This window comes from Providencia xihuensis (genome assembly GCF_041953405.1).
Taxonomy (GTDB): Bacteria; Pseudomonadota; Gammaproteobacteria; order Enterobacterales; family Enterobacteriaceae; genus Providencia; species Providencia vermicola.
This window is the reverse complement of record NZ_CP169565.1, coordinates 1,869,214-1,881,975: the sequence shown is the minus strand read 5'-3', so window position 1 is coordinate 1,881,975 and position 12,762 is coordinate 1,869,214. Positions and strand designations below refer to the sequence as shown.

The following is a 12,762-nucleotide window of genomic DNA, read 5'->3' as shown; positions in this document are numbered from 1 at the left end:
GAATCCTTATTTTTATTATTCGAAAGAAATCAATTCACGAGGTAAATAACTTAACATTTCAACACCCTCTTCTGTAATCAGTAACATGTCTTCAATCATAATTCCACCAACTCCAATACCGTAGTAAGGTGTTTCCAAACTCATGACCATCCCCGCGCGGAATACTTCGGTGGTTGCAGCACTGACAAAAGGCGCTTCTTCTAAACCAACAAACACGCCATCACCATGCCCTAAATGGCCACGATTATAGTGCGGTAAACCTGATGAGCGAATTAATGCCATGGTTTCGTTAAATACGTCACTCAACGCAACTCCTGGCGCAATACGACTCAACATATATTGATGGCCTTTTAATATCGTTTGGTAAATCGCTCTCACCTTTTCATTGGGTTTACCTACCACAAAGGTACGTGCAATATCTGCACCGTATCCAGCGACATCCACACCACAATCAAACTTAATTAAGTCCCCTTCTTTTGCAGGCACATTGTCTGGCAACATTTTAGGTGAAAAATCACTTCCTACTGAAATTAAGTGAAAACGACTGTAATTGGTTTCAGGAAAGGACATTACTTTCGCTTTAAAAGCCGCGGTTAGTTCCGCGGATGTGCAGCCAACACGAATGAGCTGGCTAGCTGCTTCAATGCCTGCCTCAGTAATTTGGGCTGATTTTCGCAGATGGTTAATCTCCCACTCACTTTTGATCATGCGTAATTCATTAAAAAGCGGTGAGGAATCAACTAAGTTTAGTTCTGGAATGACTTTGTCTAACCAGTTTTTACCCGTGTAGGTAATTTGGTTAAGCTCAATCGCAACAGGTTTGCCATACACCCCCGCCTCAGATAAAGCGTCTTTTAATAAATTAAAAATGGTTTCGATTGGGCTATTGATCGGCCTTGCTTTCACCACTTTGCCATTATCAGGGTTATAAGGGTCGTCAACATCCACCCAAATTGGAAAGGTTTTAATTTGCGCATTTGGCATTTGTAAGCTTAAGTTCGCGGCTTCAAACTCATTCATGATCACCAGTGATTTTACCGTGGGATCACGGAAGATCACGGCAATGGCAGAACCTGTCTGCCTAAAAGTATACATAAAGAAGCTTGCAAACCCTGTTAAATGATAAAAATTATCACCAACTGTGGCAATTAGCGCTTCAATGCCATCACGCTCCATAATTTCACGGGCTTTATTTGTTACGTTTTCAAGGTGTTGTTGCTTTAAAAGTGACTCGGTTTTTTGAATTGTCATTGTTGTTTTCTCAATCCGTCGTTCTGATCGCTAAATAAATTCACAATATGACGAGCGAAATAATAAGTTCGCTTATTATATCGAGAGTTGAAATGAATACATCGTGTAAGGTGTAAGTTGGATATAACTAATAGTTATATATTAGTCAAAAATTAACCTTGCTAGAGATTTGAATTTTGGTGAAAAAATGAAAAGGACTACAAAAAATAGCCCTTTTACGATTTAAAACTGGGGGATTATAAGTTTTCAGCACAAGTGATGGCTTTTTCGGACTCATTGTTACGAGTGAGCCATAAAGAAAGCGCTTTTAATGAATCAGGTGTAAATTCATCACAACGTGCGCTAATTTCTTTTGGTGTAAGCCAACTTACCTCAACCACTTCTGACTCTTGCAGTGCAAAAGGGCCATGGCTAACACAGCTAAATAGCCCACCCCACACGCGGCAATGCTCATCCTCGAAATAAAAATGACCATGCTCTGCAAATGGTACACCTGCGATACCCAGCTCCTCTTCCGCTTCACGTTTTGCTGAATCAAGAATATTTTCACCTTGGGTAACAACACCACCTGCTGTGGCATCTAAAAAACCAGGGTGGAAATCTTTAATATCCGTGCGTCGCTGGACTAAGATCTTCCCCATTCCATCGTGCACAACAATATACGTCGCACGATGCCGTAAGTTTTCAGCACGCATTTGGCTGCGGGTTGCCTGAGCAATAACGTTATTATCCTCATCGACAATATCGACCCATTCGACGACTTCGGTTTGTTGTTCCATCCTGTAAACCTTTTATAATTAAGCTAAAATAGCTTATGTCATAGACTGATTGCCACGACATGTCAGACAATACAACGATGCTTTTGACTCGCACTTAATCGTTGATCCTAGCCCAATTTGCATTTGGTTGCTATCACAAATAAGCACTTATTATCACAATGCTCATAGAGCTTTTAGCAATTTTAAGATAACGTAATCAAATCACACAATTTGTGCTCACAGATGCTATAGTTAAATTATAAAACCTATGGAAACATTGTTTTAGCGCGATAACTTGAACTTAGCAAGATATCAGTTAGCTAACTGAGTGCAGACAACAACGCTGCGATTTGAATAACACACGGGATCCATCCCCTAAATAGTTCAAATTGCAGCTAGGCGTCAAACGAAGGCATCCTTAGGAGCATATACAAGTATGTGACTTAAGGTACTGAGTGCAGACAACAACGCTGCGGTTTGAATAACACACGGGATCCATCCCCTAAATAGTTCAAATTGCAGCTAGGCGTCAAACGAAGGCATCCTTAGGAGCATACATAAGTATGTGACTAAGGTAACTGAGTGCAGACAACAACGCTGCGGTTTGAAATATGACGGGGATGAGGAGCATACACAAGTATGTGACTTAAGGTACTGAGCGTAGTCAACAACGCTGCGGTTTGAAATATGACGGGGATTTTGAAATATGACGGGGATGGCAATGAAAATACTCATAACAGGCGGCACAGGGCTAATCGGTACCCCTTTAGTCCAAAAGTTAATCTCCCTTGACCATAAAGTCACCGTATTGAGCCGTTCACCACAAAAAGTGTACAGTCATTTCTGTAAAGCTGTCGAATGCTGGACATCTTTAAACGACATCAATAACCTCAACGGCTTCGATGCTGTTATCAACTTAGCTGGTGAGCCCATTGCCGAAAAACGTTGGACTGATGAGCAGAAAAAGCGCCTTTGTGATAGCCGTTGGAAAATCACCCAACGACTGACCGAACTCATTATAGCCAGTGAAACGCCACCGTCTGTCTTTTTATCGGGCTCTGCTGTTGGCTACTATGGTGACCAAGGCCAAATTGTTGTCACTGAAGACGAACAACCTCATGATGAATTTACCCATCAACTTGCCCAGCATTGGGAAGCGCTTGCAGAAAATGCAGCTTCCGATAAAACACGTGTGTGTTTACTGCGTACAGGGCTTGTATTGTCCCCTAATGGTGGAGTCTTGGGTAAAATTTTGCCTATTTTCAAAATGGGTGCAGGTGGGCCAATAGGTCATGGTAAGCAATACATGCCTTGGATACATATCAACGATATGGTCAATGCTATTTATTTTTTACTCATAACGCCTGTGCTTTCAGGCCCTTTCAATATGACAGCGCCTTATCCTGTGCATAACGACCAATTTACCGCCATTTTAGGAGATGTCCTCAACCGCCCTTCTTTTGTTCGCACCCCCGCTTTTGTGATCAAAGCCATTTTAGGCGAATCTGCAGCCTTAGTATTGGGTGGGCAGCAAGCGATTCCTAAACGTTTAGAAGAAGCTGGATTTGAATTCGAATTTATCGAGTTAAAAATTGCATTAGAAGACTTATTGGTTCCCAAGGAAAACTAACCCCCTTTTAATGCTCCTAATAGCCTCATATCTCTACCATCTCGTGATATAAATATAACGGGATGGTTTCCACGCATTCCTATGAAAATGCTTGTGAGAATCATATTTAATTATATCCATTACATATATTAAATACAAAATCATTGATATTTGAAAGATACAAATAGAAAACATCATTATGGTATCTATTTATTAGATAAATTAAGGATGCCATAATGCCTACCCAAATAAATTCATTGAATAAAACCCCCTTTACTCAATCAAAATTTTTAAATTTTTTACAAAAAGATAATTCTAAATTTTTCCAAGAAAACATTTTGAAAATTACAAACTCAAAAGAACCTTTCCTCGGTTTTTGTTATGGTGCATCTGTCAAATTCTTACACTATAGTGATAAAGGTTTAGAACAAGACTATATCAATATTTACAATAAATACTTCGATGATGTTAAAACTAATGACACAATGATACCAAGAGAACGCGGTAATTTAACGATGGCATCTATTTCAGATTATAAAAAATACACAGAAAAAAAACATGCGATTAAACAAGGGAATAAACTACTTAAGGAAATCTTTGATATACAAAAATTACAATGTGAATCCGCAAGCAGTTATGGTTTATCACTACCTATTCCATTATCTTCGCCTATTTTTGGAGAACAAGATTTTTTAAAATTAATAAGCCTAGCCTTAAATGAAAATTATGAAAAGCATAAAAGTGAGCAAGATAGACTGCAAAAAATGATTATAGCACCAATAGCTGAGGATAATATGAAATGTGCAAAAAATATATACACATTAAATGTAGATGAAAATTCAAACCTAGAAAATGATAAAATAAAAGAAACATATCAACTTGCTGAATTGAGCACTAATATTGAATCAAATCAAAAGAGAATTAATAGTCTATTACTTTCAATGAATAATTTAACAAAAGATAAAATAGAAAAAGAATGGGAGGATATCAACAAGAAACAAAATTTAACCGCCAGTGTGAAAGAACCCAACAGTACCCAAATAGTAAAAAAACCAGATGAATTTATAAAACTCATTAAATCCGATGAAAATCAAAATTATATATTTTTAAGCTCCAATCATGCTTGCGCAATTAATATCAAGAAAAGCAATAAAAGTGAAATCTATCAATTCTTTGACCCCAATGAAGGCATTTATCAATTTCATAACGTCGATGAGTTCACTTTTTTTCTAAAAAACTTTATGGATGAACATGAGACATATAAATTTATAAAAGATAGCGATTCTAATTATCAAATTTCATTTGTTAAACTTAATAGGATAAACCCAATTTCAAATAACCATAATAAAAAAAATGTTTTTGATAGTAATTTAAAAATAAACAAATTGCTTGCATTAGATAACTTTGAGGTAAAATTTAAAAGAAAATCATTCAAAAACTTGATACCAAAAAACAAAACTTATCGCATTGTTCATCGTAATTTTGACAAGAAAAGCCATCTTGTGACATTAGCGTTTCATTACACGAAATCCAATAACGATAAGCAAAAGACCATCTACTCATCGAACATTGCTACCCCCATCCTTCATCAGGTTATACAAAGTAACCTGGCGCTATTGAAAAAAACGGATGAGGACATTTTTATTGATAAAAGAGGCAATATTTATCCTGTGGCACCTGATATTTCTATGGGTAATTTTAACCCTAATACTGACCCTAGCATTATGTTTGGCACAAGGACACTTAATAACCAAGTATAAATACTATCTTAATTTATTTGGCCCCTTGCCAGCGATGAAATAAATCCTGTTCAAGTTCAATATCAAATTGGTCGAGTACACGGTTAACCGTTTGATTGACAATATCTTGAATGGATTGAGGTTGATGATAAAACGCTGGCATGGGTGGCATAATCACAGCTCCCATTTCAGCTGCTTGTACCATCAACTTCAAATGCCCAACATGCAATGGTGTTTCACGTACCCCGAGGACTAATTTTTTCCCTTCTTTGAGTACCACATCTGCCGCCCTTGTCACTAAGGTATCGGTATAGCTGTGAACAATACCTGAAAGGGTTTTCATGGTACAGGGCATAATTACCATGCCGGCAGTACGAAAGGAGCCTGACGAAATGGCCGCTGCAATATCGCGGCTATCGTAATTAAAATCAGCAAGTTGCTGTACGTCTTTCACGCTGTATTGTGTTTCCAGCGCTAATGTTTGGCGGGCAGCCGCACTCATCACCAAATGGGTTTCAACCTGTGTAACGGGTTTTAGTACCTCAAGCAATCTGACGCCATATATCGCCCCACTTGCTCCAGTTAACCCAATTATCAGTTTTTTCATTTCTCTGCCCAATCCACGGTAATTTTTAAAGATTATATACTATATTACGCGCCGTTGTTTGCCCTAACCGAATAATCAACATTCTGCGGATGTCAGGTTGCCACCAATACTGATAAAAACACACTGACGAAAACAATTCTCTAAATAGCTTGAACAACAGCTTAGCGGCAAGAGATGTCATCCCAAGGAGCATACAGTAGTATGTGACTTGGGTGGCTGAGCGCAGCCAACACCGCGACAGCCTAAAGGCACCAATCTCATCCTCTAAAGATTTTAGGTTGTCGCTAGGCGGCAAGAGATGTCATCCCAAAGAGCATACAGTAGTATGTGACTTGGGTGGCTGAGCGCAGCCAACACCGAGGTAGCCTAAAGGCACCAATCTCATCCTCTAAAGATTTTAGGTTGTCGCTAGGCGGCAAGAGAAGTCATCCCAAGGAGCATACAGTAGTATGTGACTTGGGTGGCTGAGCGCAGCCAACACCGCGACAGCCTAAAAGATGACGAGGATTTTAGGGAGATCAGCCACAATCCCAGTTATACACCACCCTGCTAAAATCCCTTTTCTTCAAATCTTCGGGATGAATAAAGAAATTCCCTACACCAATGTCTCCCCACAGGATCCCGACTTCATAGTCGCTGTTTATTTGTAGGAGCAACTCATATTGCTGAATATCTTCTTCGTACTCTCTTGGATCTGATTGCGTAAAGAATGGATAGCCACCAATACAATGCGCACCTGACGCAAAGGCATCACTGTATGGTTCAACCCAGTCATCATAAAAATCTTCGCCTTCAAACTGGTCTTCGTAGTCATAGAGGTTATCAACGCCCAATATTTTTTGCCCGAATTGAAAATCATCGATACTGATATACTGCTCTGTCGGCGTATACTCGATAGCACAGGTTTGGTCAACGGGCGTGTAATAGTCATCTGAGTGCGCTGCAATAACGGCAGAAAAGTCTTGGGTTAATTTCGCTGTATCTTCAATAATATTTTCACGGTAGATAATCCTAAAGTCCGCTTGTTTTTGGCGGTCTTCGAAATTAGCCCCATATAAATCATCACCGCCGATAAAAAATTGTAACAGTCCTTTTTCTGGGTAGTTTGCCAATTTAGGCATTTGTGCAAAGTTGATTTGTGCGAGCAATTTTAACGGAATTCCCTCGCTATCGATGGGGTAAGGTTCGTTCAGAGGTAAGTACGGCATTCCACCCACACGACTTTCCCACCACACATATTCTTCTATCGGTGTTAAGGTCATTTCAACAAGGTTTTTTTTCGTTGCTTTGATTTTATCTATGAAGGGTTTTATGACATCAGGAAGAGAATCGAAATCAGCCATACTTAGCTCCAAATAGGTTGTTAATTTCTTTCTAGCCTACTTGATTTTTTCGAATTTTAAATCAGATATAACTGCAACTTATTCGTTTATTTAAAGCAATGATAGAAAAAATAACGTAAGCCTATGTGGAGTCAATGTTCTAACGAGTTTGAGTAACAGCCTAGTGGCAAAGAAACTATCCCAAAGCGCATACAAAAGTATGTACTTGTTAGCTAAATGATGCCAACAACGCTGTCACTCAAACTATGAACGAAGATTTTAGCCTTCGTTATAAATTTCCAAATCCTCGACTTCACTCTTATCTTTTAACTTCAGCTCGTCGTCTTTTCGCAAATTTTCCAAATAATCTAAATAACCTTGGTCAATGTCTTTGGTAACATAAATCCCATCAAATACGGAACATTCAAACTCAGTAATTTCTGGATTTTCTTCACGAACAGCATCAACTAAGTCTGATAAATCTTGGAAAATTAACCCATCAGCACCAATTAATTTGCGAATTTCATCCACTTCACGACCATGAGCAATCAACTCGTTCGCATTTGGCATATCAATACCATAGACGTTCGGGAAGCGCACTTCAGGCGCCGCAGAGGCGAAATAGACATTCTTTGCGCCAGCTTCGCGCGCTAGTTCAACAATTTGCTCTGAGGTTGTGCCACGAACAATGGAATCGTCAATTAGTAACACGTTTTTGTCACGAAACTCAGCACGGTTGGCATTCAGTTTACGGCGAACAGATTTACGCCGCTCTTGCTGACCTGGCATGATAAACGTACGGCCAACATAACGATTTTTCACAAAACCTTGGCGATACGGTTTATTTAATATATGGGCGATTTCTAACGCAATATCGCAAGACGTTTCTGGAATTGGGATAACGACATCGATATTTAAGTCTTCCCACTCACGCGCAATTTTTGCACCGAGCTTTTGACCCATACGCAACCTTGCGTTATAGACCGATACTTTGTCGATGAATGAATCTTGGCGAGCAAAATAGACGTATTCAAAAATACATGGCGTCAATTGAGGGTTGTCAGAACATTGGCGTGTGAATAATTGACCTTTTTCAGTGACATATACCGCTTCGCCAGGTGCCACATCACGTAAAAATTCAAAACCTAATGTATCGAGTGCAACACTTTCAGAAGCGACCATATACTCATGTTCACCACTCTCTGTAATACGGCGTCCTAACACTAACGGACGAATACCGTGTGGATCACGGAACGCTAACATACCATGGCCAATAATCAGAGCGACACATGCGTAAGCACCACGCAGTTTTTTGTGCATCGCAGCCACTGCACTGAAGACGTTATCGGGTTCAAGGGGGAAATGGTCAAATCTGTCTAATTCATACGCCAGCACATTGAGTAAAATCTCAGAATCCGAGGTCGTATTAACATGGCGACGTGCAGTTTCAAACAAACTTCGCGTAAGTTCGTGTGCGTTTGTCAGATTACCATTATGAGCAAGTGTGATACCAAATGGTGAATTTACGTAAAAAGGCTGTGCTTCCGAGGCACTGGAGCTGCCTGCTGTTGGATAACGGACATGCCCTAATCCCATACAACCTTGTAACCGAAGCATATGGCGAGTTTCAAACACATCTTTCACAAGGCCATTTGCTTTACGTAAACGAATATTATTTTTGCCATCAATAGTGGCAATACCTGCTGCATCCTGCCCACGGTGCTGAAGCACTGTTAAAGCATCATAAATTGATTGGTTAACTGGTGTAACACCAGCGATCCCGACAATACCGCACATTTGGTCTTTCCTCATCAGCCAGACGGAGAAATGTTCTCCGGTAGGAAACTTGACGCATTTTGCAGGTAGTCAAAAAACCACCTGATAATATGACTGAACTGTGGAATAAATTCTGAACGCTGCCAATCCTCACTTTGAGGAAGCGGTGTAAAGGTATCGAGAAAAAACAGCAAGGCCGATACAATCAACACACCACGCAGCGCACCGAAGCAAATCCCCAGAACACGATCTGTGCCTGATAACCCAGTTTTTTGCACTAAAGAGCTGATCACATAGTTCACCACCGCGCCCACAATTAATGTGGCAATGAATAATGCGGCGATTGCAATGCCATTTCGCACCAGTACGTCCTCAAAGCGGGTAAAATAGTCCGCTAAATAAGGGTAAAATGTACTTGCGACAAAAAAAGCACAGCCCCATGTCACCAGTGATAGTGCTTCACGAACAAAACCACGGATCAAACTAACCAGTGCCGAGAAGCCAATAATGGCGATAATTGCGTAATCTATCCAGACCATATTTCATCCAAAATTCGCACTCACGACATCAGCGAAGTGCATTCTAACAGAAAACGAAAACGTTTGCGTAACCATTTTTCTATCAATTTACAAAAAATAGCGGCGAAAAGAAAAAATCATAATCGCCGCAGTAAGTTACTAAATCCCCTTACCTTTTAGGGATTATTGATTCTATTTATTAGGGTTTGAATGTTTGAATTATCCCTTTTGTTCCTGTTATCGCGTTAAGTTCAGGAAGCGCGGCTTCTAGCTTCTGCCGTGATGCCTCTGGCCCGACATAAATACGCGTGAGTTTATTGTTCACCGGTCTTGCTGGAACGGTATACACTTGGTAACCCGATAACCGCAGCTTCGCAACAATCTCCTCAACCTTGCTGGCATTGTTTAGAGCAATGACTTGAACAACAAATGCTTTGCCTTGCGGCTCAGGTTTAACCTCGGGTTTTGGTTCAGGCTTCGGCTGTGGTTTTGGCTCAGGCTTGGGTTCTGGCTTAGGCTCAGGCTTAGGTTCTGGTTTTATTGGCTCAACTGTCGCTGGGACGTTTGCCGCGACTTGTTCATTTTGCTGCTGGGTAATTGCTTCTGATAACATAGCCTCAGAAGCCCCTTCCGAAGAGGCGCTCGCGCTATTATGTGCTAACGGTGCAATTGCTTCGATATCTTCTTCATCACCTGGCTTTGGGATAATAGGAATGGCCGCAAATTCACTTTCATTATATTTCTTATCGCCATCAAGAAGTGCAGGAAGCACGATGACCCCTGCCGCAACCAGTACAATGACGCCAGCAAGACGATTTTGAAATTTACTAGCCACCAGCACTATCCTTTTTGGTTTTCTAATAACATCATGACATGAGCGACTGTGTGGAATGACCCACAAACTACAATCACGTCTTGTTCTTGCGCCTCAACACAAGCTTGCTGCCATGCTTTTTCAACACAATCAAACACATTAGCTTGCTGTACATGCTGGCTCAATTGAGCCACATCAGCCCCTCGAAACTCAGTTAATGGTGCGAGATACCAGTCAGTCACCTGCTGCGATAAACACTCAAGCGTGCCTTGAATGTCTTTATCACCGAGCATCCCAACAACCGCACGAATGCGACGGCCATCAACCGCAGGTAAGCCAGCTAATTTACTCACTAAATACCCTGCAGCATGAGGATTATGTGCCACATCCAAAATCATTAATGGTTTCTCACCAATAATTTGGAAACGTCCTGGCAATTGAGCTGATTTTAAACCTTGATAAATGGCAGCATCCGTGACTTTTTTTGCAATATCTGCATCAATTTGCAGTAAACAGCTAATTACGCCTAATGCCGTTGCCGCATTCGCCAGTGGCACATTCGGTAATGGAAGATCATGCCATTCACGTTGTGAGCTCTGCCAAGACCAACTCGTTGCTTGTTCGCTGTATTGCCAATCTACACCACGACGGAATAAATGGGTGCCAATGTTGTCTGCATATTTCCCAATCGACTCTGGCATATCGGGTTCACCCACCACACCATAATGTCCTTGGCGGAAAATACCTGCTTTTTCATGACCGATATGTTCACGATCAGACCCCAGCCAATCCGTGTGGTCGAGAGCAATACTGGTAATCGCAGCGATGTCTGCATCCACCACATTGGTCGCATCTAAACGCCCACCTAAGCCCACTTCTAAGATAACGATATCTAAATGAGCTTGCTTAAATAATTGTAGTGCAGCCAATGTGCCATATTCAAAGTACGTAAGAGAAATATTTTTACGTTGTGCTTCAATGGTCGCGAAAGCCTCACAGAAATCAGACTCGGAAAGCTCCTGCCCTTGAATACGTACACGTTCAGTGTAGCGCACCAAATGTGGCGAGCTGTAAACGCCCACTTTTAGCCCCGCTGCTATCAAAATTGATTCTAGCGTATGGCAAGTGGTGCCTTTTCCGTTGGTACCTGTGACGGTAATAACGCGAGGAGCTGGTTGCGTCAGATTCATGTGCCGAGCAACTTGGCCGACTCGTTCCAACCCCATGTCAATGTTTTGACTATGCAGGTCAGTGAGATAAGAAAGCCAAGCCTCCAAAGGAGACTTGGCTGTAGGAATGATTAGATTACTCATCATCTTTTTTATGCTTTGCAGAATCCTTTTCTGGTTCTTCGGCACTGATCTCATCAATAGCATTCAGGTCGATTTCTACTGTTTCTGCCACAATGATTGGCGTTTCATTAAAACTTGGCTTATTCGTTAACATCGCCAAAATTTCAGCCAGGCGATCACGCATTTCAGGGCGTCGCACGATCATATCAATGGCGCCTTTTTCCAGTAAGAATTCACTACGCTGGAAACCTTGTGGTAACTTTTCACGCACGGTTTGTTCGATAACACGAGGGCCTGCGAAGCCGATCAGCGCTTTAGGTTCTGCCACGTTGATATCACCCAGCATCGCTAAACTTGCTGAAACACCACCCATGGTTGGGTCAGTTAGCACTGAAATGTATGGTAAACCGCGCTCTTGCATTTTTGCTAAAGCGGCACTGGTTTTCGCCATTTGCATCAACGATAACAACGCTTCTTGCATACGCGCGCCACCACTTGATGAGAAACACACGAGTGGGCAATTATCTTCCAACGCTTGTTCTACCGCACGGACAAAACGTGCTCCGACGACGGAGGCCATTGAACCGCCCATAAAAGAGAATTCAAACGCAGCGGCAACAACAGGCATACCTTTCAATGTACCTTTCATCACGACCATCGCATCTTTTTCACCCGTTTCTTTCTGCGCTGCTGTAATGCGGTCTTTATATTTTTTGGAATCCTTAAACTTGAGAATATCTTTTGGCTCAAGTTCGCTACCGAGTTCTGTCGTAGAATTTTCATCAAGGAAAGTTTCTAAGCGCTGACGGGCATGGATACGCATATGGTGGTCACATTTTGGACACACAGATAAATTGCGTTCTAACTCAGCACCGTATAAAACTTGTCCACAGCTATCGCATTTAGTCCAAACCCCTTCAGGGATGTTGGCTTTGTGTGATTGGGTCAAGTTACCTTTCTTTAAAATTTTTTCAATCCAGCTCATTAATGGACCTTTTTGTCTGTTTCACTCTGGTTATCACCAGTATGTAATTTTTTGCCATTAAACCACAATGATATCTCACTGTAGATAAAAA

At 41.2% G+C, this 12,762-nt stretch carries 11 protein-coding genes; 2 read left to right on the top strand and 9 right to left on the bottom strand.

Annotated elements, in window-relative coordinates; genetic code table 11:
- Positions 1 to 15: 15 nt before the first annotated feature.
- Positions 16 to 1,251, bottom strand: coding sequence for a M24 family metallopeptidase (locus ACE2AL_RS08320; protein WP_272539649.1), 1,236 nt, complete (start codon positions 1,249 to 1,251; stop codon positions 16 to 18).
- Positions 1,252 to 1,487: 236 nt separating this feature from the next.
- Positions 1,488 to 2,030, bottom strand: a complete 543-nt coding sequence (gene yfcD, locus ACE2AL_RS08315; protein ID WP_206082367.1) for an NUDIX hydrolase YfcD — start codon at positions 2,028 to 2,030, stop codon at positions 1,488 to 1,490.
- A 700-nt stretch (positions 2,031 to 2,730) separates the two neighbouring features.
- Between yfcD and ACE2AL_RS08310 the strand changes: the two genes are divergently transcribed.
- Positions 2,731 to 3,639, top strand: a complete 909-nt coding sequence (locus tag ACE2AL_RS08310) for a TIGR01777 family oxidoreductase (RefSeq protein WP_375084240.1) — start codon at positions 2,731 to 2,733, stop codon at positions 3,637 to 3,639.
- 215 nt (positions 3,640 to 3,854) lie between these two features.
- Entirely contained in the window at positions 3,855 to 5,378 is a 1,524-nt protein-coding gene (locus ACE2AL_RS08305; RefSeq protein ID WP_375084239.1) for a hypothetical protein, read from the top strand.
- A gap of 13 nt (positions 5,379 to 5,391) precedes the next feature.
- Here the strand turns inward: ACE2AL_RS08305 and ACE2AL_RS08300 are convergent, their stop codons facing one another.
- The 7 genes from ACE2AL_RS08300 to accD form a co-directional block, all read right to left on the bottom strand.
- Positions 5,392 to 5,964: a UbiX family flavin prenyltransferase gene (locus ACE2AL_RS08300; protein WP_206082371.1), complete on the bottom strand. Its 573-nt coding sequence runs from the start codon at positions 5,962 to 5,964 to the stop codon at positions 5,392 to 5,394.
- A 518-nt stretch (positions 5,965 to 6,482) separates the two neighbouring features.
- Positions 6,483 to 7,307 (bottom strand): YwqG family protein, encoded by an 825-nt coding sequence (locus ACE2AL_RS08295; protein ID WP_206082372.1) that lies wholly within the window; start codon positions 7,305 to 7,307, stop codon positions 6,483 to 6,485.
- A gap of 258 nt (positions 7,308 to 7,565) precedes the next feature.
- Complete coding sequence (purF, locus tag ACE2AL_RS08290; protein ID WP_206082373.1) at positions 7,566 to 9,083, bottom strand: amidophosphoribosyltransferase; 1,518 nt, start codon at positions 9,081 to 9,083, stop codon at positions 7,566 to 7,568.
- 14 nt (positions 9,084 to 9,097) lie between these two features.
- Positions 9,098 to 9,601, bottom strand: coding sequence for a colicin V production protein (cvpA, locus tag ACE2AL_RS08285; protein ID WP_206082374.1), 504 nt, complete (start codon positions 9,599 to 9,601; stop codon positions 9,098 to 9,100).
- A gap of 178 nt (positions 9,602 to 9,779) precedes the next feature.
- On the bottom strand, positions 9,780 to 10,415 hold the full coding sequence (dedD, locus tag ACE2AL_RS08280) for a cell division protein DedD (RefSeq protein WP_206082375.1): 636 nt from the start codon (positions 10,413 to 10,415) through the stop codon (positions 9,780 to 9,782).
- A gap of 5 nt (positions 10,416 to 10,420) precedes the next feature.
- Entirely contained in the window at positions 10,421 to 11,710 is a 1,290-nt protein-coding gene (gene folC, locus ACE2AL_RS08275; protein ID WP_206082376.1) for a bifunctional tetrahydrofolate synthase/dihydrofolate synthase, read from the bottom strand.
- The gene (accD, locus tag ACE2AL_RS08270; protein ID WP_206082377.1) at positions 11,700 to 12,671 is read right to left on the bottom strand and encodes an acetyl-CoA carboxylase, carboxyltransferase subunit beta; all 972 of its coding nucleotides are present in this window, start codon (positions 12,669 to 12,671) and stop codon (positions 11,700 to 11,702) included. Before accD ends, folC begins: the two co-directional genes overlap by 11 nt.
- Between the last annotated feature and the right edge of the window lie 91 nt (positions 12,672 to 12,762).